General features: G+C 70.8%; 26 protein-coding genes. 16 read left to right on the forward strand and 10 right to left on the reverse strand.

The annotated features are described in order from the left end of the window. Positions 1–115: 115 nt before the first annotated feature. From rpmG to rpsN, 6 genes are read left to right on the forward strand one after another with little or no spacing between them, the layout of a single operon-like run. Positions 116–280, forward strand: a complete 165-nt coding sequence (gene rpmG, locus VZL07_RS09255; RefSeq protein WP_426755006.1) for a 50S ribosomal protein L33 — start codon at positions 116–118, stop codon at positions 278–280. Further along, positions 277–1,518, forward strand: coding sequence for a zinc metallochaperone GTPase ZigA (gene zigA, locus VZL07_RS09260; RefSeq protein WP_426755008.1), 1,242 nt, complete (start codon positions 277–279; stop codon positions 1,516–1,518). The genes rpmG and zigA overlap by 4 nt, the downstream gene beginning before the upstream one ends. After that, positions 1,518–2,165, forward strand: a complete 648-nt coding sequence (locus VZL07_RS09265; protein ID WP_426755010.1) for a DUF1826 domain-containing protein — start codon at positions 1,518–1,520, stop codon at positions 2,163–2,165. Before zigA ends, VZL07_RS09265 begins: the two co-directional genes overlap by 1 nt. An 11-nt stretch (positions 2,166–2,176) precedes the next feature. Continuing rightward, a complete protein-coding gene (rpmB, locus tag VZL07_RS09270; protein ID WP_426755012.1) occupies positions 2,177–2,413 on the forward strand; it encodes a 50S ribosomal protein L28 in 237 nt (78 codons plus the stop codon). Beyond that, positions 2,413–2,610, forward strand: a complete 198-nt coding sequence (locus VZL07_RS09275; RefSeq protein WP_426755013.1) for a hypothetical protein — start codon at positions 2,413–2,415, stop codon at positions 2,608–2,610. Before rpmB ends, VZL07_RS09275 begins: the two co-directional genes overlap by 1 nt. A 30-nt stretch (positions 2,611–2,640) precedes the next feature. Next, on the forward strand, positions 2,641–2,946 hold the full coding sequence (rpsN, locus tag VZL07_RS09280; RefSeq protein WP_426755014.1) for a 30S ribosomal protein S14: 306 nt from the start codon (positions 2,641–2,643) through the stop codon (positions 2,944–2,946). An 18-nt stretch (positions 2,947–2,964) separates the two neighbouring features. Here the strand turns inward: rpsN and VZL07_RS09285 are convergent, their stop codons facing one another. From VZL07_RS09285 to VZL07_RS09315, 7 genes are all read right to left on the reverse strand, one after another. Next, positions 2,965–3,408: a hypothetical protein gene (locus tag VZL07_RS09285; RefSeq protein ID WP_426755016.1), complete on the reverse strand. Its 444-nt coding sequence runs from the start codon at positions 3,406–3,408 to the stop codon at positions 2,965–2,967. A gap of 134 nt (positions 3,409–3,542) precedes the next feature. Beyond that, complete coding sequence (gene ptsP / locus VZL07_RS09290) at positions 3,543–5,396, reverse strand: phosphoenolpyruvate--protein phosphotransferase (protein ID WP_426755018.1); 1,854 nt, start codon at positions 5,394–5,396, stop codon at positions 3,543–3,545. Between the two features lie 46 nt (positions 5,397–5,442). Beyond that, entirely contained in the window at positions 5,443–5,721 is a 279-nt protein-coding gene (locus VZL07_RS09295) for an HPr family phosphocarrier protein (protein ID WP_426755020.1), read from the reverse strand. Between the two features lie 18 nt (positions 5,722–5,739). Beyond that, positions 5,740–6,507 carry a PTS system mannose/fructose/sorbose family transporter subunit IID gene (locus VZL07_RS09300; RefSeq protein WP_426755021.1) on the reverse strand — a complete coding sequence of 256 codons (768 nt, stop codon included), beginning with the start codon at positions 6,505–6,507 and terminating at the stop codon, positions 5,740–5,742. Then, positions 6,504–7,220, reverse strand: a complete 717-nt coding sequence (locus VZL07_RS09305) for a PTS sugar transporter subunit IIC (RefSeq protein ID WP_426755023.1) — start codon at positions 7,218–7,220, stop codon at positions 6,504–6,506. Before VZL07_RS09305 ends, VZL07_RS09300 begins: the two co-directional genes overlap by 4 nt. Before the next feature lie 4 nt (positions 7,221–7,224). Continuing rightward, complete coding sequence (locus VZL07_RS09310) at positions 7,225–7,710, reverse strand: PTS sugar transporter subunit IIB (RefSeq protein ID WP_426755024.1); 486 nt, start codon at positions 7,708–7,710, stop codon at positions 7,225–7,227. 33 nt (positions 7,711–7,743) lie between these two features. Beyond that, a complete protein-coding gene (locus tag VZL07_RS09315; protein WP_426755026.1) occupies positions 7,744–8,166 on the reverse strand; it encodes a PTS sugar transporter subunit IIA in 423 nt (140 codons plus the stop codon). 529 nt (positions 8,167–8,695) lie between these two features. Here VZL07_RS09315 and VZL07_RS09320 point away from each other — a divergent pair. After that, on the forward strand, positions 8,696–9,196 hold the full coding sequence (locus tag VZL07_RS09320) for a peroxiredoxin (protein WP_426755028.1): 501 nt from the start codon (positions 8,696–8,698) through the stop codon (positions 9,194–9,196). A gap of 45 nt (positions 9,197–9,241) precedes the next feature. On the opposite strand, the gene VZL07_RS09325 is transcribed toward VZL07_RS09320, so the two are convergent. Next, complete coding sequence (locus VZL07_RS09325; protein WP_426755030.1) at positions 9,242–10,180, reverse strand: TPR end-of-group domain-containing protein; 939 nt, start codon at positions 10,178–10,180, stop codon at positions 9,242–9,244. Between the two features lie 621 nt (positions 10,181–10,801). Here VZL07_RS09325 and VZL07_RS09330 point away from each other — a divergent pair. Beyond that, positions 10,802–11,242 carry a protease gene (locus VZL07_RS09330; RefSeq protein WP_426755031.1) on the forward strand — a complete coding sequence of 147 codons (441 nt, stop codon included), beginning with the start codon at positions 10,802–10,804 and terminating at the stop codon, positions 11,240–11,242. A gap of 51 nt (positions 11,243–11,293) precedes the next feature. Here VZL07_RS09330 and VZL07_RS09335 read toward each other — a convergent pair whose 3' ends face one another. Continuing rightward, positions 11,294–12,214 (reverse strand): NAD+ kinase, encoded by a 921-nt coding sequence (locus VZL07_RS09335; RefSeq protein ID WP_426755033.1) that lies wholly within the window; start codon positions 12,212–12,214, stop codon positions 11,294–11,296. A gap of 15 nt (positions 12,215–12,229) precedes the next feature. Next, positions 12,230–13,225, reverse strand: coding sequence for an SPFH domain-containing protein (locus VZL07_RS09340; RefSeq protein ID WP_426755035.1), 996 nt, complete (start codon positions 13,223–13,225; stop codon positions 12,230–12,232). Between the two features lie 343 nt (positions 13,226–13,568). On the opposite strand from VZL07_RS09340, the gene VZL07_RS09345 reads away from it, so the two are divergent. From VZL07_RS09345 to VZL07_RS09380, 8 genes are all read left to right on the forward strand, one after another. Beyond that, positions 13,569–14,276, forward strand: coding sequence for a metallophosphoesterase family protein (locus VZL07_RS09345; RefSeq protein WP_426755037.1), 708 nt, complete (start codon positions 13,569–13,571; stop codon positions 14,274–14,276). Positions 14,277–14,466: 190 nt separating this feature from the next. Continuing rightward, positions 14,467–15,186 carry an imm11 family protein gene (locus VZL07_RS09350; protein WP_426755039.1) on the forward strand — a complete coding sequence of 240 codons (720 nt, stop codon included), beginning with the start codon at positions 14,467–14,469 and terminating at the stop codon, positions 15,184–15,186. 411 nt (positions 15,187–15,597) lie between these two features. Then, positions 15,598–16,347: a hypothetical protein gene (locus VZL07_RS09355; RefSeq protein ID WP_426755041.1), complete on the forward strand. Its 750-nt coding sequence runs from the start codon at positions 15,598–15,600 to the stop codon at positions 16,345–16,347. Positions 16,348–16,388: 41 nt separating this feature from the next. Continuing rightward, entirely contained in the window at positions 16,389–17,615 is a 1,227-nt protein-coding gene (locus tag VZL07_RS09360; RefSeq protein WP_426755043.1) for an ROK family transcriptional regulator, read from the forward strand. Next, complete coding sequence (locus VZL07_RS09365; RefSeq protein ID WP_426755045.1) at positions 17,612–18,466, forward strand: glycoside hydrolase family 16 protein; 855 nt, start codon at positions 17,612–17,614, stop codon at positions 18,464–18,466. Before VZL07_RS09360 ends, VZL07_RS09365 begins: the two co-directional genes overlap by 4 nt. Then, a complete protein-coding gene (locus VZL07_RS09370; RefSeq protein ID WP_426755047.1) occupies positions 18,463–20,103 on the forward strand; it encodes an ABC transporter substrate-binding protein in 1,641 nt (546 codons plus the stop codon). The genes VZL07_RS09365 and VZL07_RS09370 overlap by 4 nt, the downstream gene beginning before the upstream one ends. Before the next feature lie 3 nt (positions 20,104–20,106). Continuing rightward, positions 20,107–21,087: an ABC transporter permease gene (locus tag VZL07_RS09375; protein ID WP_426755049.1), complete on the forward strand. Its 981-nt coding sequence runs from the start codon at positions 20,107–20,109 to the stop codon at positions 21,085–21,087. Beyond that, positions 21,080–22,840: a dipeptide/oligopeptide/nickel ABC transporter permease/ATP-binding protein gene (locus tag VZL07_RS09380; protein WP_426755051.1), complete on the forward strand. Its 1,761-nt coding sequence runs from the start codon at positions 21,080–21,082 to the stop codon at positions 22,838–22,840. Before VZL07_RS09375 ends, VZL07_RS09380 begins: the two co-directional genes overlap by 8 nt. The last annotated feature ends 5 nt before the right edge of the window (positions 22,841–22,845 follow it).

Genomic DNA, 22,845 nt, shown 5'->3' on the forward strand with positions numbered 1-22,845 from the left:
TCGGAAACCACATCCTCGAATCCAGCGCGTCACCCCGGCGGCCTCCATGCCGTCGCGTGCCCTGGCGCGCCCGCGCGGTCTCCACCGCGTGGCCCCCGTCTGTCCGGAGCCTTCCATGGCCAAGGGAAACCGCACCATCATCCATCTCGTGTCGTCGGCGGGGACTGGCTACGTCTACACGACGACGAAGAACAAGAAGAAGTCGCAGGAGAAGCTCCAGCTCAAGAAGTACGACCCGCGCGTGCGCAAGCACGTGCTCTTCGTGGAGGGCAAGCCGTGACGGCGGCCAGGCTGCCTGTCACGGTGCTCTCCGGCTTCCTCGGCGCGGGCAAGACGACGCTGCTCAACCACGTCCTCCAGAACCGCGAGGGGCTGCGGGTGGCGGTCATCGTCAACGACATGAGCGAGGTGAACATCGACGCCCGGCTGGTGAAGGCGGGCGGAGGCGCCTTGAGCCGCGTGGACGAGAAGCTGGTGGAGCTGTCCAACGGCTGCATCTGCTGCACGCTGCGCGAGGACCTGCTCATGGAGGTCTCCCGGCTCGCCCGGGAAGGCCGCTTCGACTACCTGCTCATCGAGTCCACGGGCATCTCCGAGCCGCTGCCCGTCGCGGAGACCTTCACCTTCGCGGACGAAGCCGGTCAGAGCCTGTCGGACGTGGCGCGGCTGGACACCCTGGTGACGGTGGTGGACGCCTTCAACTTCCTGCGGGACTGGAACGCCGCGGATGACCTCGCCGCGCGCGGGCTGGCCGCCGCGGAGGAGGACGAGCGCACCGTGGTGGACCTGCTCGTGGAGCAGGTGGAGTTCGCCGACGTGCTCGTGCTCAACAAGACGGACCTCGTCCCGGCCGAGGAGCTCGCACGGCTCCAGGACATCCTGCGCAAGCTCAACCCCGTGGCGGCGCTCGTCGCGGCGGAGCGGGGGCGCGTCCCGCTCTCCAGCGTGCTCAACACCGGCCGCTTCGACTTCGACCGGGCCCGCCGCTCCCCCGGCTGGCTCCGCGAGCTGCGGGGCGAGCACACGCCGGAGACGGAGACCTACGGCATCCGGAGCTTCGTCTTCCGCAGCCGCGTGCCCTTCCACCCCGCGCGGCTGTGGGACTTCATCCACGGAAGCTGGAGAGGTGTCCTGCGCTCCAAGGGCTTCTTCTGGCTCGCCACGCGGATGGACATCGCCGGCGTGTGGGCCCAGGCGGGCGGCGCGTGCAGCTTCGAGCCCTGCGGCATGTGGTGGGACGCGCTGCCCCGCACCGAGTGGCCAGAGGACGCCCCGTCCCGCGCCGACATCGAGCGCGAGTGCGTGGGCCCTCACGGCGACCGGCGGCAGGAGATCGTCTTCATCACCCAGGACGCCGACCATGAGGAGATGGCCCGGCTGCTGGAGACCTGCCTGCTGACGCCCGAGGAGCTCGCGCAGGGCCCGCGACGGTGGGCGCGGTTCGAAGACCCGTTCCCCGAATGGACGGTGGTGCGGACCGAGGACGGCGCGCCCGCCGGGGAAGCGAGGAGCGACTGATGCGGCCCGCGCCTGCCCTCGCCGAGCCCCATGCCCTCGTCGACGCATCCCACGCCTTCGTGTGGACACCGGAGGAGCTCGCGGACATCTACCGCGACGGCCTCAATCTGTGCGTCTGGCGCCGGGGGCTCGACGCGCCGCTGTCGCACTGGCTCAGCGACGTGACGGCCACCCGCGAGCTGGACGTCATTGCCCGCGTGCGGAGCGAGGCACCCGACCTGCGGCTGCGGCTCGGCGGCCTGCCCCAGGGCCCCCTGTTCGAGGCATGGCTCGCGGACGTGCACTTCCTCGTCCGGCTCTACTCGGACCTGCTTGGCGCCACGGAGCTGGGCGTGCGCATCCACATCCTCGACCGGGACATGTGCCCGCGCTTCCACGTGGACCGAGTGGGCGTCCGGCTGCTGTGCACCTACGCGGGACCGGCCACCGAGTGGCTGGAGAATGCCCATGTCGTGCGAAGCGCGCTGGGCGCCACGGGCGATGTCACGCGGCCGGGCGCCTCCGTCCACGCGCTGGAGCGCTTCGACGTGGCGCTCCTCAAGGGCGAGTCCTGGCCCGGCAATCAGGGCAACGGCGCCGTGCACCGCTCTCCCGCCATCTCCGGCAGCGGCCGGCGGCGGCTCTTTCTCTCCATCGAAGCCCTCTAGAGGAACCCACCATGTCGAAGGTCTGCCAGGTCACCGGGAAGCGGCCGCTCGTCGGAAACACCGTCTCCCACGCCAACAACCGGCACAAGCGGCGCTCGCTGCCGAACCTCCAGTGGCACCGCTTCTGGGTGCCGAGCCTGAACCGCTTCGTGAAGCTGCGGGTGAGCGCGCACGGCATCCGCATCATCAACCAGCGCGGCATCGAGCGCGTCGTGAAGGCGCTGCTCGCGGAGGGAGTGAAGCTCTGATGCGCCGCCGCGATGGAACCTCCACCCGAGCAGCGGTCCGTCGGCGCGCCGCCGCGCGCCACCGGCCGCACGGACGCGAGCTCGCTCCGCCGCTGCTGGTGGGCGTCGCCGAGGACGACGCGGCCGAAGCGCCGGTGCCTCCGTCCCACCTGAACGTCGTGCCCGCCCCCGCCCCCCTGAACGAATCCGCGCCTTGAAGCGCGGCCCGCAACGAGAAGGACACCGTCATGGCGAAGAAGAGCAAGCTTGCGCGCAATGAACAGCGCAAGGCGCTGGTCGCGAGGTACGCGAAGCGCCGCGCGGAGCTGAAGGCGCGCATCCGCGACGTCTCCCTGTCCTACGAGGAGCGCCGAGCGGCCCAGGACGCGCTGGCGTCCCTGCCCCGCGACTCGAACCCCAATCGCGTGACGAACCGCTGCGCGCTCACCGGCCGGCCCCGTGGGAACCTGCGTCGCTTCGGCCTCTCGCGCATCGCGTTCCGGGAGAAGGCCCTCCGGGGAGAGATTCCCGGCGTCATCAAGTCAAGCTGGTGAGCCCGGCGAAGCCTCCGCTCAGTGGCGGGTGTGCCGCCGCGCGTCCGAGGGCGCGTCGCGACGGGGCGCCGCATCGTCCTCCCCGCTGGCCCACTGCCGCGCCATGCCGGACGACGGCTGGGCCGGGGGCACCCTGCGCTCGTCGTCGGCGTCCTCGTGCGCCCAGCCGAGGCCGCCCGTCAAATCATGCTGGAGCGGCAGGCCCGCGGTGGTGGCCATCCGCCGCGCGGGCGCCAGTGCCTCCGGCCGGAGGTCCGGCAGTTGCGCCAGCTCCTCGCGCAGGTAGACGTCGTCTCCGTCGATGTCCGTCACATCCGAGAAGGACAGGCGGCAGTCACGAGTGAAGAGGCGCCCCCGTCCGACGAAGAACCCCGCCGCATCCGCGGCGATGATGGTGCCTACCTTCTCACCATCCCGGTCTCTCGCTGTCATACCCATCTGGATGTTCGCGGGATTGAACATGCTTGCTCCTGGGGCGAGCCAAATGCTCGTCCCAGCAAGTTGCACATGACGACCCGGCACCGGAATCCCCTCCCGGTCCGGTAGGCATGTTGGCAAGCCACCGCCGTTCACCCCGCCTTCGACAGCGCGGGGGTTCAGGCGGTGTTGCGCCCGGAGGGCGGCGCCCCGTGCTCCTGGGGCTCGTGGTCGGTGGGCTCCACCTTCCCTACCCCCGGCGCGGCCGGCTCCATGGACTCGCTGAAGCGGCGGTCCATCTCCGTGCGCACGAAGCGCTCGATTTCCTCCGCGGTGGTCAGCTCCATGGCGCTCTGCAGCAGCTCCATGGCATCCGCGCGGCTGACGCGGCGGAGCAGCCGCTTCACCACCGGAATCTGCCCCGACGTCATGGACAGCTCGTCGAAGCCCAGCGCCAGCAGCACCAGCGTGTAGAGCGGGTCTCCCGCCATTTCCCCACACATGGCCACGGGGATGTTCGCCACCCGGGCCGCGTCGATGATGCCGCGCAGCTGCCGGAGCACCGACAGGTGGAGGGGCCGGTACAGATAGGCCACCTCGCGATTCTGGCGGTCGATGGCCATCGAGTACTGGATGAGGTCGTTGGTCCCCACCGAGAAGAAGTCGGCCTCCTGGGCCAGCCGGTCGGCGATGGTGGCCGCGCTGGGCGTCTCCACCATGATGCCCACCGGGAAGCGCTTGCCCACGGGCACCCCGGCGCGGCCCAGCTCCGTGCGGCAGGCCTCCAGCTCGGCGCGGGCCTCGCGCAGCTCGCTCACCCCGCAGATGAGGGGGAACATCAGCCGCAGGTTGCCGTGCACGCTGGCGCGCAGCAGGGCGCGCAGCTGGGTGCGGAACAGCTCCCGGTTGGACAGGCAGTACCGGATGGCCCGCAGGCCCATGGCCGGGTTGGGCTCCTTCTCGTGCTTCGTCTTGCCCGGCACCTTGTCGCCGCCCAAATCGAGCGTGCGGATGGTGACGGGGCGCCCGCCCATGGCCTCCAGCACCTGGCGATAGGCGCGGTAGTGCTCCTCCTCGGTGGGCGCCGTCTTCCGGTCCAGGAACATGAACTCGGTGCGGTACAGGCCAATGCCCTCCGCGCCGTGCGCCAGCAGCGAGGGGATTTCCTCCAGGAACTCGATGTTGCCGTTGAGGCGAATCTGGAAGCCATCGGTGCTGATGGCCGGCAGGTCCTTGGTGGCCAGCGCCAGCCGCTCGCTCTCCTGATGGCGGCGCTGCTCCTCGCGGAAGACGGCGAGCTGCTCCTCCGAGGGGTTCACCAGCACCACGCCCCGGATGCCGTCCATGGCCACCAGGTCGCCCGGCGAAATCTGCTCGCTGGCCCGACCGGCGCCCACCACCGCGGGCGTCTCCCGCGCGCGGGCGACGATGGCGGTGTGGCTCGTCTGGCCGCCCAGGTCCGTCACGAAGCCCGCCACCCGGCCGCTGCGCGCCATCAGCGCCGCGTCCGCGGGGGACAAATCATGCGCGACGACGATGGCCTCCGCGGGGACCTCCACCTCCTCGTCCACCACCTGGCCCATCAGGTTGCGGATGATGCGGTCGGCGACGTAGTCCACGTCCGAGCGGCGCTCGCGGAAGTACTCGTCCGGGATGTTGTCGAACAGGTGTTTGATTTTGCGCGCCACCCGCCGGACGGCCCACTCCGCGTTGATGCGGTCCTCGATGATGAGCCGGTTGACCTCGTCCACGAGCATCGGGTCGTGGAGCATCAGCCGGTGCGCCTCGAGGATGAGGGCGTGGTCGCTGCCCTCGGTGCGCGTAATCTGGTCCTTCAGCTCCGCGAGCTGACGGTCGGACAGGTCGATGGCGGTCTTCATCCGCATCCGCTCGGGCTCGACCTCCGCCTCCGCCAGTCGCAGCTTGGGCGTGCGGATGCGTTTGCGGTCCAGGATGAAGGCGTGACCCACCGCCACGCCGGGTGAGGCGCCGATGCCCGATAACCTCAGAGTGGGGGTGGCCTGGCTGCTCACGGTTCCTTCCGCTCCTGTCCCTCTACCGCGTTATCCGACCTGCCCGTCACTGCGCCTCGCCGAAACGGTCGCCAATGAGCTTCGCCAGCTCCTGGAGACAGGCATCCGCGTCGTCGCCCTTGCAGATGAGCTTCACCTGGGTGCCCTGGGCGGCGGCGAGCATCAGCACGCCCATGATGGATTTGGCATTGGCCCGCTGTCCCTGGGCTTCGATGGTGACCTCGCTCTTGAACCGGTTGGCCACCTTGACCATCTGCGCCGCGGCCCGGGCGTGCAGCCCCAGCGCGTTGATGATCTCGTACGTCCCTTCGACCACGCTTGCCATCGCGACTCCCACTTCTCCTTAGAGGAATGCTCCCGCCACGCAGGCCAGGCCCGCCGCGACATAGAGCACCACGTAGTTCGGCACCCGACGACTCACCAGTACGTAAGACGCCACCCCCAGGGCCAGGCACCCGACCGCCAGCAGGGGCGCATACAGGCCGCCCGCGTTGGCCCCGAACTCTACCGCCAGCCAGGCGGCCACCCCGCCCGCGCTCGTCGCCGCCACCGCCCGCAGCCGCGCGCCTCTTGCGGGAAGATTCGCGCGGGCCACCGCTTCCACCAGCCTGTCCCCCAGCGTCAGGCCGAGCCAGTACAGGCGCACCCGCAGCAGCACGTGCACCAGGTTGTAGAGCACCAGGAACAGCGGCACCGCCCACACGCCCAGCAGCGGCACGAGCGCGGCGCTCACCGCCCCCGTCGCCGGCTTGAGGGACAGCCAGAAGAAGCCGTCCCCCAGCGCGGCCAGCGGCCCCATGAGCGCGGCCTTGAAGGCCACCACCTTGTCCGGCGTCTCCTCGCCCCGGGCAATGCGCTGCTCATGGTTGATGACGCCACCGACGATGGCCGCCGCGACGTAGGGGTGCGTGTTGAAGAAGACGAGGTGCCGGCGCACCGCCTCCTCGCGCGCGGGGCCCGGCGGGTACAGCGCGGCCAGCGCGGGGTAGACGGCATAGGCCAGCCCCAGGTTCTGCATGCCCTTGGGGTTCCACGACGCCTGAAGGAAGAGTGAACGCAGGAAGACGCGCAGCAACACCCCGAAGCTCAACGCCGCCGGGGCCGTGCTCATCGGTCCTCCAGGAGGAGGACGCAGACGACGGACGCCGCCACCATCGCCGCCCCCAGCCCCGCGTAGAGCGGCGCGCGCCGGGCGTGGCTGCCCTGCGCCGCGATGGCCGCCGCCACCGACGCCATGGCCGGCCAGGCCCACGCCAGTCCGCGCACCACCTTGGGGGGCAGCTCCTGGAGCAGCGGCTCGATGTAGAAGCCCAGGAAGGCGCACAGGGCGGTGAGCGCCCCGTACACCCCGAAGTGGGGCCACATCCCCCACAGGTTCTGGCGCATCGCCCGGGTGAGGTTTCCCGCCTCCGCGGAGGCCAGCGCCACCCGGGCCAGCCGCGCCGTGTAGCCCTCCAGCAGCCGGTCTCCCCTGCGACCCACGCGCCCCAGGCCGATGAAGAGCAGCACGGCGAGCGACCAGATGGCCGGCGTGGAGCCGGCACCCGAGGCCGCGGACAGCGTGGCCGCGGCGGCGCTGGTGCCCGTGGCCGCCAGGGTGTCGTTCTCCGGCAGGGCCGCGCCCAGGTTGGCGGTGCCCAGGAAGAACAGCTCCAGCAGCATGCCAATGGCGAGCCCCGACGCGACGTCGTTGAGCAGCGCCCCCATGACGGTGGCGGCGACGAGGGGCCGGGACATCATGGCCTGGAGGAACGCCTTGCGCTCCAGCGCCACCAGTCCGCCCCACAGCCCCGCGAGCGCCACCTGGGTCCAGACGACGCTCACGCGCTCACCCGGCCTTTGCCCACCGCTCGTGGAGGTCGGGCAGGTCCACCGGTTTCTCGCCGGGCACCGCGCGGGCCGCCACGCGCACGCCCTGGTCGGCCAGCTGCTGGAGCGTCTTCAGCTCCGCCTCCGCCAGGAAGACGGACGGAGAGACCTGCCTGCGGCCGGTGCCGAAGTGCACGTTGCCCAGATTCAGCTCATCCATGGCCAGCCCGTGCGCGTGCGCGAAGGGCACCGAGGCCACGTCCCGCAGCAGCACCAGGGTGCGCACGCCGTCCTTGGACAGGGCGGCGAAGTCCACCTGGGACAAGGGCAGAATCTGCACCTCGATGGCGCTCTGGACGGCCAGCGCCATGGCCGCTCGGATGAGGGGGCTGGAAGCCGCCTCGTCATCCGCGACGACCACCCGGGAGACCTTGAGGAACGGGAGCCAGGCCTCGACGACCTGACCATGGATGAGGCGGTTGTCGACGCGGACCAGGGTGATCACGGCAGTCTCGAATCGCCGACCCGCGCGGGTCCGTCAAGTTCGCGGCTGCTGCTGGGCCTCGCGAAGCAGGGCGGATGCGCAGGTGATGTTGCGCTGGCCATGGGAAGCCAGCTGGTTGGCCATCTCCGGTAGCGACAACTGCTCCGAACGGAGCGAGTTCGCCTTCAGCAGCATGGGCAGGTTGACGCCAGCAAGGACCTCCACATTCATTCGCTGACACATCATCAGCGATTCCTTACAGGGCGTACCTCCGAAGAGGTCGGCCAGAATGATGACACCGGAGCCCTCATCCACGCGGGCAACCGCCTGCTTCATCTTCGCCCGGAGGTCCTCGACGGGAGTCCCAGGCTCGATGTTGCAGGTTGCCACCGCGGGAAGCTCTCCCACGATCTGCTCCGCGGTGGAGACCAGCTCCTCCGCCAGACGTCCGTGCGCTGCGACGACGAGGCCGACCATGTCCGCTCCTGACCAACCCCCCGAAGCTGCGTCCTACGCCTGAACGCCGCGCAGCGCAACTCCGGCGAAAGTTTCCGCCCTGACCTCTGACCTAAGCTGCCTCTCTCCACCTCGAAAGCTAAGGTGACCACAGCGGTGGTGCCCGAAATTTCGGGTCCGGCCGCGCCCAGGGCTGTCGCCTGCCGGACGGGGGAGCGACACCGCATCCCCCACACTCTAGAGATGCATTACGCGCCCGGCCGATGCGACGTGGCGAACATCAAATATTAGGCGCCGTATCAACCGGAGTTGATGCACCGTTCAGGCGCGTGGGCAGGCGTCCTGATGGGTGGTCTGCCCGGAAGGCAGGCAAGCGTTCCCGGGTCGACGATGACGTCACGCCGCGGTGCAACCGGCCCTCCCGTTTCTTCCCGGCGCGCGCGGCCTGTGGCGTCCGGGCCGGCGGATTACTTGTGGGAGCGCGGCGGGGCAGATGGGATGTGCCCGGCGTTGAACGCACCGGCCGACCCCGGGGCGACGCGAGGACGTCATGGCCAAGACGAAGCTGCTGAAGCAAGGCGATGCACTACCGGACATCACCCTCACGGGCGTGGACCGCCAGCCGGTGCGGCTGCGCGAGCTGGTGGGCCAGAAGGTGCTCGTCGTCTACTTCTACCCGAAGGATGACTCCCCTGGGTGCACCGCGCAGGCGTGCAGCCTGCGGGACCAGTACGAGGACTTCGTCGCGGCCGGGGCGGACGTGGTGGGCATCAGCGGCGACTCCACGGAGTCGCACGCCGGCTTCGCGTCCAAGCACCGACTGCCCTTCAAGCTGCTCAGCGACACGCGCGGCGAGGCGCGCGACGCGTTCGGCGTGTCCACGTCGTTCCTGGGCCTGCTCCCCGGCCGCGTCACCTTCGTGGTGGACCGCTCGGGCATCATCCGCGACAGCTTCGAGTCGCAGATTCGCGTCGGTGAGCACGTGCGGCGTGCGCTCGAGCTGGTGCGCACGCTGGCGCAGGAAGGCGCTGCCCCGGCCGCCGCGAAGTAGCCGGCGGCCCTGGCTCCGGGCGCGCGGGGCCGGAGCCTCGAATGGCTACTGCTCGAGGACCTTCGGAATCTCCGCGAGCGGCGGGAAGCCCCAGCGCGCGCGCTCCTCATCCGTCACGCTCGGGTCCACCGGGTGGAGCGTCATCTTCTTCGCCTCCTTGTCGAACTGGTACTGGGTGCCGAAGCGCTGCGGACGGTTCGCGTTCATCAACCACCGGTCCCACGCCGCGGCGGTCAGCCACAGCCCCATGGGGTGGCCCCGCTTCGCGGCCTCCGCGCCCATCTGCCGCGCCATGGCATAGTCCGCCTGCGTATTGCCATGCTGGAAGATGAAGCCCGCGGCCAGGAAGTCCGCGCCCTCCTTCAAGGCGCCCTCGGCCATCAGGGCCTTCACCCGCTGGCGGCGCTGCGCATCCCGCTCGGCGACCTTCTTCCAGGCGTCCGGTCCGTCGAGCGGCCCCTGGCGGTCCGCCTGGTCTTCCTCGAACAGGCGCTTCAGCTCCGCATGGGCCCTGGGGTAACGCTCCGGAAGCGTGGGCATCCGCTCCACCAACGCGAGGAACGCCGGGTCTTCCCGCAACGACACCAGGTCCGTGTCCTGCTTCATCCACGCCACGTCGCGGTAGCCCCAGTCCACCGCCTTGGACAGCAGGCGCAGCGCGTCCGCCTTCTGTCCGAGCAGGGCCGCCGCACATGCCGCGGAGTAGGCGGCGTAGGGGCTCTCGTTCCCCGCCGCCAGGGCCTCCTCGTAGAGGGCCAGCGCCTCGGCGCGCTGCGTCCCGCTCCGTAGCATGTCATTCGCCTTGCGCACCTGCTGCCACCCGGGCATCGGCGACGCGGGCGGCTCCATGTGCGGCAGGTCGGTGGCTTCTACGGAAGGAGCGGCTTGCGACGAAGCGGCGGCGGACGGCTCGGGCGTGGATGCCGGTGCATGCGCGCAGGCGGAGACGGCCAGGCAGACAAGAGAGGGAATCAGGGCTCGCATGAGGCCCATCCTAGAGGCCCGCGAGGGTCCAATGACACGGCTCCGTCAATGTCAGTACCGCACGTGGCCGTCCCATGCGCGAACGCTCCGCAAGGCTCACTGCGCCGCGTGCCCGGGGGACTCCAGATGGGACGTGGCCACATCGCCCGTGCGCTCGCGCTGGCCCGCGCCTTGCTCAATCCCTTTCCGACTCGCGCTGCACGCGAGGCGAAAGGAGCGACGTCATGAGGTTCCCTGCCGAGAGCCTGTTCGATGAAGTGGCCTTCAACCTGGGGCCGCTGATGGCGATGAAGGTGGTGGGCGTGGTGTTGCTGCTCGCCACCTACGTCCACCCGATGTGATTCGCCCTCACGCCCACGGCGCAGGAAATGCGCGCACGGGAGCGGCCGACGCATCGTCCCGGAAAACGCCGCCGTGCGCGCACGACGTGCGCGTTAACATGAGGCGGACCAGGACGGTGGCCAGGTGGCCCCGCGTCCGATTCCGGGAAGGGAGCCCATGGTCTTCTCACGTGGTAGGCGGTTTGGCGTTGCGGTGCTGTGCCTGGGCATGATGGGCGCTGGCTGTGCGGCGCGACAGGAAGCGGCATCCACCTCCAACGGAGCGCAGGAGACGGCTGCGATGGCGACGGCCTTGACGTGCACGATGAGCGGCCCCGCCCAGGTCCGTGCCGGAGAGCCTGTGGAGGTGGTGTTCCAGCTGAGCAACCCCACGGCGGGGACCGTGCGCGTGCTCGACTGGCACACGCCGCTGGAGGGCGTGCTCAACACAATCTTCGACGTGTCCCGCGACGGCACCTCGCTGGACTACCGGGGGCCCATGGCGAAGCGCGCGCCGCCCACGGCCGACAGCTACCGCACCCTCTCGCCCGGTATGTCGGTGGAAGGCAAGGTGGACGTCGCCCGCTTCTATGACCTTCAGGCGCCGGGCACGTACCACATCGCGTTCCGGGGCCCGCTGATGGACGTCGCCCGGGACGGCGAGCCGGTCCCCGCGCCCAGTGGCCAGTACCGCCCGGTGGAGGTGCAGTGCCCCGTGGTGGAGGTCACCGTCACGCCCTGACGGCAACGCCCTCGCCCCGCGCGGCGCCCCTTGCCGCGCGGTGTGGCCCCCTCAGCCCGCCACCAGCCTGGCGCGCTGCCGCGCGGGGCGGATGCGCGCCGTGGCCCCCGCGCCGAAGCGGAGGAAGTCCTCCTCGACGCCGTCGCTGAAGATGACGCCCTCGGACGCCATCCGCGACTCCAGCACCAGCTCCCGCTGCGCCGTCACCTCGCCCATCACCAGCGCGGCGCCGGAGTGCCGGCTGGCGAAGGGCTCGCGCACCACGAAAATCAGTCGCGGGTCCTCCCAGCCCAGCGACATGGGCGTCCCCGGCACGCCTCCCGCGTGGAGCGTCACACCGCGCGCCAGGTTGAGGATGGAGGACAGCCAACCCGTGGCGCCCGCGCCCGTGGACACCACCACCCCGCTGGAGGACTGGGACTCCTCCTGGTCGCCGGTGCGCAGCCGGTAGCGCGCCGACACGTGGGAGCGGGCACCGATGAACAAGTCGTTGAAGGCCAGGAGCCGCTGCCCGTCGTCGAGCTGCGCCTCCGCCAGCGTCACCCGCCTGAAGGCCGCCTTGCCCTCCAGCACCCGCCGCACCGCCGCGCGCGCGCCCGCCACCGGGTATGGCAGCAGCACCCCGTCGAAGCGCTCCGGGTCCGGATTCACGCCCACCAGCGGCTGCTCCCCCACGTACTTCGCCACGTTGGCCACCAGCCCGTCCTGCCCCGCGACGACGACGACCTCCTTGCCGGTGAACAGGAAGGTGGGCACCAGGCTCCGGTCCACCTGCTGCACCGGGAGCCCGAAGGCCAGGGCCTCACGCAGGGTGTCCACGTTGCGGTGGTACGCCTCGTCCTCGCGGACGAACTCGTCGAAGTCCTGGCCGGCGTGCTCCACGTAGAACTTCGCCTGCTTCCTGGTGTTGAAGCGCTCCACCAGGCCCGCCATGCGCGTGCGCCGGGTGACGAGCACGACCTTTTCGTACATGGCCCCCTCCCCCGCTCAGCGCTCGCGGCCCCTGGCGCCGTGGGCGTTCGCGGCCGGCGTGTGGCCCCCCATCAGCGACCGCAGGAGGTCTGGCGACATGTTCAGCTCGCCGATGCGCTGCGCGTTCTCCGCCATCTCCCGGAAGGCCAGCGCGATGTTGAGGGCCGGGTCGCCCCCGCCCGCCGACGTGGCCATCAGCGTCTTCCAGTCCACCCCGCGCACGGGCGCCAGCGTCTTCTCCAGCGCGTAGGCCCGGGCGTCCGCGGCCTGTCGCTCGTTCTCGCTCCAGCGCGTCATCAGCGCGGCGCGCTGCTCCTCCACGGCGATGTCCGCCGCCATCTTCGCCTCGCGAATCTGGCGCTGCCGCTCCTCCACCGCCAGCTCCGTGGCCAGCTCGCTCTCCTTGATGCGGCGCTCCTGCTCCACCGCGGCGTTGCGGCGGGCGTAGATGGCCTCGTCCGCGCTGCGCTGGAGCGCCTCCCGTGCCTCGGCCTCCAGGGCTCGCGCCATCTCCGGCGCCGGCTTCACCGAGAGCAGCGCGAAGGCCATGACCTCCACCCCCAATGCCTTCACGGGCTCCGCCGCCGCCAGGGCCGCGAGCACCTGCGCTTCGATGGCATCCGAGCGCACCAGCACCTCGCGCAGCGTCAGGCCCTGCACCACCGTGCGGGCGCGCACCTGCGCCACCTGCACCAGCCGCTCCTCGAGCTTCTCCGGGTCGTCCGAGCGGTAACGCCCCGTGGCCCCCAGCGAGTAGTCCAGCAGCGAGGCCAGCCGCCGGGGGTCCGTCACCCGCCAGGTGAGCTGTCCCTGCAGCGTCACCGCCTGGAAGTCCCGCGTCACCTCGTTGAAGGCGAAGGGCACGTCCGCGCTCGACAGCGGCACCGACACCAGCGTCGCCGAGGGCTTCCAGTAGAAGAACGAGAGCCCCGCCCCCTCCCGGACGACCTTTCCCCCCTCGAACTGCATCACGTACGTCGTCGGTGCCGCCTTCATGTAGCCGATGACCATGGGTCTCGCCTCCCGCTTCGTGTCTTCGCAACACTTACTTAGTGTCATTTCGACACCAATTCAAACCCTCGTGCGAGCGCCGCCGCGCGGGGCGCGAGATGTCCAGTAGCGAATCGGGATTCATCCGCGTTGCGACACGGGGCACGCAGGTCGCATGGACGAATTCCGCCACCGTGCGCAGCGTGACAACAGCCCCGGATCTGACAACAGCGATGCCGGGCCACGGGGAGGTGTGCACGGTGGCGACACAGGAATGGCATCGGGATGCAGCGAATTTTTCGCGCGCCGACCATTCATCCGCCGCGCGCCATCCCTACCTTCCCCTCGGACTTCGGGAGAGCGCATGCGGATCGCGGTGATTTCGGACCTCCATCTCGGACGGCGGGATGCTGCCGACCACTTCGGGCACGACGACTCCGCCTTCCTGCGGTTCCTCCGCTTCCTCGAGGGAAACTTCGAGCGGATCGTCCTGCTGGGTGACATCTTCGAGACGCTCACGCCCCGCACGCCCGGGCGGAAGGTGGCCGAGCTCGACGCGGCCCGCGCGGCGCATCCGGACATCGTCCGGCGCTTCGAGCTGCCCCGCTACCACTACATCCACGGCAACCACGACCTGGTGGCCGGCACCATGTTGGGTGCCCCCGAGCAGCTGATTCTGGAGGCGGACGGCGTGCGGATGCTGTTCACCCACGGACACCACCACGACTGGATGATTCGCAAGGCGCGCCTCCTGTCCGAGGCGGCGGTGTGGGCCGGCGCGTGGCTGCGGCGCATGCGGATGCGGGCGATGTTCCGCTGGTTCCAGGCGCTGGACCTGAAAATCACCAACGCCCTGCCAGACCCGGCGCGCTGCACCTTCCAGCGCTGGGCGATGGCGCGGGCCAACGCGCACGGCGCGGACATCGTCGTCACGGGCCACACCCACCTGGGCCTGCGCGTGGAGCACGGCAGCAAGCTGTTCCTCAACAGTGGGACCTGCTCGGAGGGGCAATTCTCCTTCCTCAGCCTGGACACGCGCGCCGGGAACTACTCGCTGCACACCACCTGGTAGCGCAGGGCCCGGGGCTGCGGGCGGCCAGAAAGGCGGCAGGGAGCCCGGTCCGATGCTTCTTCCTCGCCCCTACCCGGGGGTGGGGACATAACATCGGCGGATGTTCAGGCGGCTCACCGAGGCGCTCCGCGTCCTGACGCGACGCTCCCCGAGAAGCGGCTCCGGCCCCAGGCCGGATGCCCCCCGGCAGATGCTCCTCTCCGATGTGCCCGTGGAGGCGCAGTCCCGGACGAAGCCGGCCGCACGCAGGGCCTCGCCGCGCACGGCCCGGACCGCGCGCTACTTCGACCTCCACGATGACTTCCGCATCCCCGGACGCCCGGAGCTGAGCGACCCGGTCGCCGTGAATGCCCGGGAGAAGCTGGACTCCGTCTGGCTCTTCACCTCCGGTGCCCGGGTCCGGAGTGTGGGAAAGCTGCGCCTGTCGGTGAAGCCACCCGGACTGCCGCTCGACTTCTCGCTGGCCGGCGCCGGGCTCACCCCCGTCGTCTCCGCGCGCGTGGCCTCCGTCTTCCGGGAGCTGGCGCCGCACGACGTCCAGCTGCTGCCGGTGGAGGTGGAGGACCGCAGCGAGCCGTTCTTCATCGTCGTCGCCACCCGGCTGGTGCGCTGCATCGACGAGCGGGCCTGCGCCGAGGTGGTCCACTACACCGCCGACGACAGCCCGCCCGAGCGCGTGGGCCACTACCGCAGCGTGCGCGGGCTGCGCGTCGACCCGACGAAGACGAACGGCGCCCGGGTGCTCCGGGCGTGGGGCTGGCCGGTGAGCCTCATCGTGTCCGAGGGCATCAAGGAAGCCCTGGAGCACGCCGGCATCACCGGTGCGCGCTTCGCCGAGGTGACCGAGCCGCCCCGGCAGCCTCGCCGGAAGAAGACCGCCGCGAGGAAGTCCCGGCCGAAGCGGCGCTGAGCCCGGCGCCAGTGCGCATGACGGCACGGCTCCGCGGACCGTCCGCAGGGGCCGTGCTGGTGCTGCCACCGCTCCGCCCTCCCTGTCCTGCCAGGCAACTGGCCGCGGGGGCCTGGCCTGTCATGACCTGACGGTGCGGCACTGCCTCGAATGGCCTGTCATCGCCGGGCTGTCTGTCCATGACTTCACGCGGCGACACCGCCTCGGCGCCCGTGACGCAAGTCATTGAAGCAATGCGTCACACGGAATGGACAGCCACAGACTTGCAATCCCCGGAAAATCGCTGGTACTTTCTTCGCCACTCGAAAGAACTTCAAGTCGTTCATGGCCACGCCATTCGAACGAGGACTCTCGAAGCACCCTGGTTCCTTCGCCGTAAGAACGAAGTTTTCCAGCTGTGGAGGGGAGCACATGCATCCAAACAAGCGTTTCGCGTGGGGATGGGTGGCGGCGGGCGTTTTCGCGGTGTCGGGGCTGGTGGCGGCCTGTGATCCGGAGGACGATCCCACCCCGACGCCTGACGCGGGGCAGCGGCCGGACTCGGGCACGACGCCCGACTCAGGGACGACGCCCGACTCAGGGACGACACCCGACTCGGGCACCGAGCCCGACGCGGGCACCGAGGAGGACGCGGGGACCGAACCCGACGCGGGGACCGAGGAGGATGCGGGCACCGTCCCCACGCTGCCCCTGGCGGTGGACACCGCCTGGATTCCCAGCGGCTACATGGGTGACGGCTCGAGCGGCGGCGTGACGTACAGCGGCACGGAGTGCACTGCGCGGGCCGGCTCGGCCCGGGGTGCCTGCCACAGGTTCACCTGGACGCCCGGCGCGGACGGCTGGGCGGGCGTCTTCTGGCAGTACCCCGAGGGCAACTGGGGTGACCTGGACGGCTTCGCGGTCCCGGCTGGCGCCAACTCCGTGTCCTTCTACGCCTGGGGCGCCGAGGGCGGAGAGGCCGTCTCCTTCATGGCAGGAATGAACGCTGCTGACGGATTCGAGCAGGGAACGGGCAGGCTGACGCTCACGACCACCCCGACCCAGTACACAATCGACATCAGCCGCGTCCGGTATGGACTGGTGGTGGGTGGCTTCGGATGGACCGCGAATGAGAGGACGACTCCGCTCGTCTTCTTCGTCGACGACATCCACTGGCACTGACGCCCACCTCCATCCTCGCGGCGGAACGGAGCGAGAGGACGATGCGAGTGGGAACGGCGGTGACGACGGTCGATGCGGCGGGCATGCGCGCGCAGAACAGCAGCCTGCTGCTCAACATGATCTGGCGCGAGCGCCAGATTTCCCGGGCGGAGATCGCCCGGCGGACGGAGCTGAGTCCGTCGACCGTCTCCGCCATCGTGGCGGACCTGGAGCGCTCTGGCCTGGTGCGCAGCATTGGCGCCGGGGTGTCCCGGGGCGGGCGCCGTCCCACCCTCATCGGCTTCTGCGATGACGCCTTCAGCATCATCGGCGTGGAGCTGGGCGCCACCCACGTGACGGCGGTGCTCACCGACCTGCGCGGCCGGGTGCGCGCGCACCGGCACGCCAGCCATGCCGTCCGCGAGGACCCCAAGGGCACGCTCCAGAAGGTGCGCGAGCTGGTGCAGGAGGTCCTGGACGCCGAGCGCGTGCCGCGCCGGTCCGTGGTGGGCATGGGCATCGCCGTGCCCAGCCCGGTCCACCCGGCCGCGCCTGGAAAGCTGTCGCCGCTGCTCGTCCCCGCGTGGCGCGACTACGACGTGCAGGAGTCCCTGCGGAGCGCCTTCGGCCTGCCGGTGCTGGTGGACAACGACGCGAACCTGGGCGCGCTGTCGGAGTGCTACTGGGGCGCGGGCGTCAACGGCGAGGACCTCGCCTACATCAAGCTGGCCACGGGCATCGGCTCCGGCCACATCATCCACGGCGACGTCTACCGTGGCGCGGGCGGCACGGCGGGCGAAATCAGCCACATGGCGGTGGACTCCTCGGGGCCGCAGTGCGTGTGCGGCCTGCGCGGCTGCCTCGTCACGCTCATCGGGTCCGCGGCCCTGCTGGAGCGCGCGCGGCAGCTGATGGACCGCAAGGACAAGCGCGCCCTCACGGTGCGCGAGCTGGTGGAAGGCGCGCGGGCGGGCGAGCCGGCCGCGCGTCAGGTCATCGATGGGCTCGGGCACTACCTGGGCATCGCCGTGGCGGGCCTGCTGAACCTGCTCAACCCCGCCATCGTCGTCCTCGGCGGCGAAATCTCGTCGGTGGGAGACCTGCTGCTGGACCCGCTCCGCGCGTCGGTGCGCAAGCGGGCGCTGTCCACCTCCATGGCGGAGACGCGCATCGTCACCTCCGCGCTGGGAGACCGCGCCATCGCCGTGGGCGCGGCCACCCTCGTGCTCCAGGCCGCGCTGCGTGACCGAACCCTCTTCCCCCTTCAACACATAGGCAAATCTGCATGACCCTCCAGCGCCTCCTCCCCGTGGCACTGGCCCTGACGGGCCTCGCCTGTGACCCGGCCGCCAACCGGGTGAACCGCCCCAACCCGCCACCGCCCCACAGCACCCCGCAGCCCAGCACGGACTGGGAGCTGGTGTGGCAGGACGAGTTCGATGGCCCGGCGGGGACGCCCCCCTCTCCCGAGCGGTGGGTGCACGACGTGGGAGGACATGGCTGGGGGAACGAGCAGCTCGAGTTCAACACCGACCGGACGGAGAACGCCGCGCATGACGGCGCGGGGAACCTGGTCATCACCGCGCGCCGCGAGCGCTACGGCAACAACGACTACACCTCCGCGCGCATCCGGACGCAGGGCCGCTACGAGCCCACCTACGGCCGCATCGAGGCGCGCATCCAGCTCCCCGTGGGCCGCGGCATCTGGCCCGCCTTCTGGATGCTGGGGGCGAACATCGCCTCCGTCGACTGGCCGGAGTGCGGCGAAATCGACATCATGGAGTACCGGGGCCAGCTGCCCTCCATCATCCGGGGCTCGCTGCACGGCCCGGGGTACTCCGCCGGCAACAACATCGGCCAGGAGCACGTCGTCAGCGGCACGCGGCTGAACGAGGGCTTCCACGTCTACGCGGTGGAGTGGGAGCCGGACCGCATCCGCTGGTTCCTCGACGACACGATGTTCTTCGAGGCGACGCCCGCGCGGCTGCCCGAGGGCGCTCGCTGGGTCTTCGACAGCCCCCACTTCATCATCCTCAACGTCGCCGTGGGCGGCACCTTCGTGGGCCCCGTGGGCCGAGACACCGTGTTCCCCCAGGAGATGAAGGTGGACTACGTCCGCGTCTACGCGAGGCCCTCGTGAGGGCCGCGCTCTGGGCGCTGACACTCCTGCTGGTGGCCTGCAAGGTGGAGCCCCGCCCGAGGCCGCCCGGAGTGCTGTTCGTCTCCGTGGAGCAACAGAGCGCCTGGGTGCGCAACTTCAACCCGCTCTTCGCGGGCGCGGGCTCGCGCTGGCCCACGCGCGCGGGCGTCTACGAGTGCCTCGAAATCTTCAGCCCCGCGGTGGGCAGGTGGACGCCGTGGCTGGCCACCGGCCACGCGTGGTCCGAGGACCGCCGCACGCTGCGCTTCACCCTGCGCCCCGGCGTGCGCTGGTCCGACGGCCGCCCCTTCTCCGCGGACGACGTGGCCTTCACCTTCCAGCTCCTCAAGCAGCACGCGGCGCTGGACGCGGGCGGCGTGTGGCGCTTCGTGGAGGACGTGCGCGCGGAGGATGCGCACACGGTGGCCTTCCAGTTCTCCCGCGTCTACATCCCCGGCTTCGCGGAGCTGGCGCAGCAGCCCATCGTCCCCCGCCACGTCTGGGAGAAGGTGCCGGACCCGGTGACGTTCACCAACCCGGAGCCCGTGGGCACCGGGCCCTTCACCGAGGTCACGCTCTTCCGCAACCAGGTCTACGAGCTGGGCCGCAATCCGCACTACTGGCAGCCCGGCAAGCCCGCGGTGTCCGCGCTGCGCTTTTTGGCCTTCCCCACCAATGACCAGGCCAACCTGGCGCTGGTGGAGGGCGAGGTGGACTGGGCGGGCAACTTCGTCCCCGCGGTGGACCGCACCTTCGTGGCCCGGGACCCGGCGCACCACGGCCGCTGGTTCCCCCTCTACGGCAGCACCGTCTTCCTCTACCCCAACACCACCCTGCCGCCCCTGGACGACGTGCGCGTGCGCAAGGCGCTGAGCATGGCGCTGGACCGCGAGCGGCTGGTGGAGATTGCCATGTACGGCTACACGCGGCCGGCGGACGCCACCGCGCTCAACGACGCGTACACCGCGTGGCGTGACCCGGACGCGGCCCAGGGCGCCTGGGTGAAGCACGATCTGGAGGCGGCGAAGCGCCTCCTGGACGAGGCCGGCCTGAAGGAAGGGCCGGACGGGCTGCGGCGCAAGGCGGACGGGCAGTCGCTCACGCTCGACATCGAGGTCGTGGGTGGCTGGTCCGACTGGGTGCGCGCCGGGCAGGTGGTGGCGCGTGACTTGCGGAAGCTCGGCGTGCAGGCGCAGCTCCGCACCTACGAGTTCGGTGCCTGGTACGCGCGGCTCCAGAAGGGCGAGTTCCAGCTGGCCATCTCCTGGTCCCTGGACGGCCCCACGCCCTACACCTTCTACAAGTGGCAGCTGTCGCCGCGCACGGTGCGCCCGGTGGGCGAGGTGGCTGCGGCCAACTGGCACCGCTTCGGCGACGCGCAGGCCGATGAGCTGCTCATGCGCTTCGAGCGCGCGGACTCCGAGGAGGAGCAACTCGTCCTGATGGCGGCGGTGCAGCGGCGCTACTCCGAGCTGGCGCCGTCCATTCCCCTCTTCCCCAACCCCTCCTGGGGCGAGTCCAACACGCGGCGCTTCACCGGCTTCCCCACGGCGCAGAACCCCTACGCGCGCCTGTCCCCCCATGCCGAGCCCGACAGCCTGCTGGTGCTGACGACGCTCAAGCCACGGGAGCCCTGAGCCATGGCCTACGTCCTGCGGAGGTTGGGCTTCTACCTGCTGGCGGCCTGGGCGTCGCTGACGCTCAACTTCGTCATCCCCCGGCTGGCGCCCGGCGACCCGGCCTCGGCCATGTTCGCCCGCTTCGAGGGCCGCGTGCAGCCCGAGGCCATGGTGGCGCTGCGCGCCGCCTTCGGCTTCACCGACGCGCCCTGGTACGTCCAGTACGTCACGTACCTGAAGCACCTGCTGCGCGGGGATCTGGGCCTGTCCTACGCGTACTACCCCGCGCGCGTGTCGGAGGTGATTGGCACCGGCCTCGTCTGGACGCTGGGGCTGGCCGGCTGCGCGGTCATCATCAGCTTCACGGTGGGCTCCTTGCTGGGCGTGCTGGCCGCGTGGAACCGCGGCGGCTGGCTGGACGCGGCGGTGGCGCCGGCGCTCGCCTTCCTGGGGGCCTTCCCCTACTTCTGGCTGGCCATGCTGGCCCTGTACCTCTTCGGGTTCGGGCTGGGCTGGTTCCCGCTGCGGCACGCGTACTCGCACGACCTGGAGCCCGCGCTGTCCCTCACCTTCGCGGCGGACGTGGCGCGGCACGCCTTCCTGCCCGCGGCCTCCATCGTCGTGGCGACGCTGGGCGGGTGGATGCTGAGCATGCGCAACACCATGGTGGCCACGCTGGGCACCGACACGCTCCGGCTGGCGCACGCGAAGGGACTGCCGCCCCGGCAGGTGATGCTGCGCTACGCCGCGCGCAACGCGCTGCTGCCCAACGTCACCGGCTTCGGCATGGCGCTGGGCTTCGTGCTGAGCGGCTCGCTGCTGACGGAGATTGTCTTCTCGTACCCCGGCACCGGCTACCTGCTGATTCTCGCCGTGCGCAACCAGGACTACCCCCTGATGCAGGGGCTCTTCCTGACCATCACCTTCGCCGTGCTCGCCGCGAACTTCGCCGTGGACCTGCTGTGTCTGTGGCTGGACCCGAGGACCCGCGCCCATGCGTGACCTTCTTCGACGGCTGCCGCGCCACCGAAAGGCGGCGGTGGGCGGGAGCATCCTGCTGGGTTTCATCCTCCTGGCCCTCGTGGGGCCCTGGCTCGTGAGCGACCCCACGGAGCTGGTGGGCCGTCCCCACCAGCCGCCCTCGGCCGCGCACTGGTTCGGCACCACGGGCCAGGGCCAGGACGTGCTGGCGCAGACGGTGGTGGGCGCGCGCGAGACGCTGGCCATCGGCTTCGCGGTGGGCGCGCTCGTCACGCTGATGGGCGCGCTCATCGGCGTGACGTCCGGGTACCTGGGCCGTCGCGTGGACGACGTGCTGACGCTCACCACCAACGTCTTCCTCGTCATCCCCGGCCTGCCCCTGGCCATCGTCCTGGGCGCCTACCTGCCGTCCGGCCCGTTCCGCATGGTGGTGGTGCTGTCGCTGGCGGGCTGGGCCTGGAACGCCCGCGTCTTCCGCGCCGAGGCCATGGCGCTGCGCAACCGGGACTTCGTCTCCGCCGCGCTCGTGGCCGGGGAGAGCCGCGCGCGCATCGTCGTCCGGGAGCTGCTGCCCAACATGGCCTCGCTCCTGGGCTCGTCGTTCATCGGCAACACGCTCTACGCGGTGGGCGCGCAGGTGGGCCTGGAGTTCCTCGGCCTGGGCGACGTGGGCTCGGTGACGTGGGGCACCAACCTCTACTGGGCCGGCAACGACGCGGCGCTGCTGACGCGCTCGTGGTGGGTCTTCGTGCCCACGGGCGTGTGCATCGCGCTGGTGGGCTTCTCGTTGACGCTGCTGAGCTCCGCCATCGACGAGCTGACCAACCCCGCCTTGAAGGCGCCGCCGGTGACGACCACCGCCGTGCGCTCGGTGCAGGCGGCTTCGGCGGAAGCGTCTACGCCCTCCGGCGCCCTGCTGAGCCTCCGCGACGTGTGCATCGAGTACGCCACGGAGCGCGGCCCCTCGCGCGTGGTGGACGCGGTGTCCTTCGACATCGCCCCGGGCGAGGTGTTCGGGCTGGCGGGTGAGTCCGGCAGTGGCAAGTCCACGCTGGGCTACGCGCTGCTGCGCCTGCTGCCCCCGGCCGCGAGCATCACCCAGGGCCGCATCCTGCTGGACGGCACGGACGTGACGGCGCTGGACGACGCCGCGCTGCGCGCCTTCCGTTGGAGCCAGGTGTCCATGGTCTTCCAGAGCGCGATGAGCGCGCTCAACCCGGTGCTCACGCTGGGGGACCAGTTCCACGACACGCTCGCGGCGCATGGGCGCACCACCCGCGCCGCGTCCCACGCCCGCGCGAGGGAGCTGCTGGCCATGGTGGGGCTGGCGCCGCAGCTGGTGGACGCATGGCCGCACCAGCTCTCCGGCGGCATGCGGCAGCGCGTGGGCGTCGCCCTGGCGCTGGCCCTGGAGCCGAAGCTGGTGGTGATGGACGAGCCCACCACGGCGCTGGACGTCGTGGTGCAGAAGGAGCTGCTCCAGCGCGTGCTGGAGCTGAAGCAGCGGCTGGGCTTCGCGGTGCTCTTCATCACCCATGACCTGCCGCTGCTGCTCGCGCTGTCGGACCGCGTGGGCGTCCTCCAGGGCGGCAAGCTGGTGGAGGTGGACACCGCCGAGCGCCTGCGCACGGACGCGCGCCACCCGTACACGCGCCTGCTGCTGTCCTCCTTCCCGCACCTGAGCGCGGCGGATGCGCAGGTGCCCGCCGACGTGGCGCTGGCGGCCTCGGAGCGCGCCAGGGCGCAGGCGTCCGCGCAGGGAGGTGGGCGATGAAGCGG

This window comes from Pseudomyxococcus flavus, from assembly GCF_050038885.1.
Taxonomy (GTDB): Bacteria; Myxococcota; Myxococcia; order Myxococcales; family Myxococcaceae; genus Myxococcus; species Myxococcus flavus.

Excerpts from the sequence above, each read along its gene's own strand:
- rpsN (WP_426755014.1), top strand. The coding sequence starts at position 2,641 with ATGGCGAAGAAGAGCAAGCTTGCGCGCAATGAACAGCGCAAGGCGCTG.
- VZL07_RS09275 (WP_426755013.1), top strand. The coding sequence starts at position 2,413 with ATGCGCCGCCGCGATGGAACCTCCACCCGAGCAGCGGTCCGTCGGCGC.
- VZL07_RS09295 (WP_426755020.1), bottom strand. The coding sequence starts at position 5,721 with ATGGCAAGCGTGGTCGAAGGGACGTACGAGATCATCAACGCGCTGGGG.
- VZL07_RS09325 (WP_426755030.1), bottom strand. The coding sequence starts at position 10,180 with ATGCGAGCCCTGATTCCCTCTCTTGTCTGCCTGGCCGTCTCCGCCTGC.
- VZL07_RS09300 (WP_426755021.1), bottom strand. The coding sequence starts at position 6,507 with ATGAGCACGGCCCCGGCGGCGTTGAGCTTCGGGGTGTTGCTGCGCGTC.
- VZL07_RS09340 (WP_426755035.1), bottom strand. The coding sequence starts at position 13,225 with ATGGTCATCGGCTACATGAAGGCGGCACCGACGACGTACGTGATGCAG.
- VZL07_RS09330 (WP_426755031.1), top strand. The coding sequence starts at position 10,802 with ATGGCGACGGCCTTGACGTGCACGATGAGCGGCCCCGCCCAGGTCCGT.
- VZL07_RS09315 (WP_426755026.1), bottom strand. The coding sequence starts at position 8,166 with ATGGTCGGCCTCGTCGTCGCAGCGCACGGACGTCTGGCGGAGGAGCTG.
- VZL07_RS09335 (WP_426755033.1), bottom strand. The coding sequence starts at position 12,214 with ATGTACGAAAAGGTCGTGCTCGTCACCCGGCGCACGCGCATGGCGGGC.
- VZL07_RS09375 (WP_426755049.1), top strand. The coding sequence starts at position 20,107 with ATGGCCTACGTCCTGCGGAGGTTGGGCTTCTACCTGCTGGCGGCCTGG.
- rpmG (WP_426755006.1), top strand. The coding sequence starts at position 116 with ATGGCCAAGGGAAACCGCACCATCATCCATCTCGTGTCGTCGGCGGGG.
- VZL07_RS09320 (WP_426755028.1), top strand. The coding sequence starts at position 8,696 with ATGGCCAAGACGAAGCTGCTGAAGCAAGGCGATGCACTACCGGACATC.
- VZL07_RS09355 (WP_426755041.1), top strand. The coding sequence starts at position 15,598 with ATGCATCCAAACAAGCGTTTCGCGTGGGGATGGGTGGCGGCGGGCGTT.
- VZL07_RS09360 (WP_426755043.1), top strand. The coding sequence starts at position 16,389 with ATGCGAGTGGGAACGGCGGTGACGACGGTCGATGCGGCGGGCATGCGC.
- VZL07_RS09285 (WP_426755016.1), bottom strand. The coding sequence starts at position 3,408 with ATGTTCAATCCCGCGAACATCCAGATGGGTATGACAGCGAGAGACCGG.
- VZL07_RS09265 (WP_426755010.1), top strand. The coding sequence starts at position 1,518 with ATGCGGCCCGCGCCTGCCCTCGCCGAGCCCCATGCCCTCGTCGACGCA.
- VZL07_RS09350 (WP_426755039.1), top strand. The coding sequence starts at position 14,467 with ATGCTCCTCTCCGATGTGCCCGTGGAGGCGCAGTCCCGGACGAAGCCG.
- rpmB (WP_426755012.1), top strand. The coding sequence starts at position 2,177 with ATGTCGAAGGTCTGCCAGGTCACCGGGAAGCGGCCGCTCGTCGGAAAC.
- VZL07_RS09380 (WP_426755051.1), top strand. The coding sequence starts at position 21,080 with ATGCGTGACCTTCTTCGACGGCTGCCGCGCCACCGAAAGGCGGCGGTG.
- VZL07_RS09365 (WP_426755045.1), top strand. The coding sequence starts at position 17,612 with ATGACCCTCCAGCGCCTCCTCCCCGTGGCACTGGCCCTGACGGGCCTC.
- VZL07_RS09345 (WP_426755037.1), top strand. The coding sequence starts at position 13,569 with ATGCGGATCGCGGTGATTTCGGACCTCCATCTCGGACGGCGGGATGCT.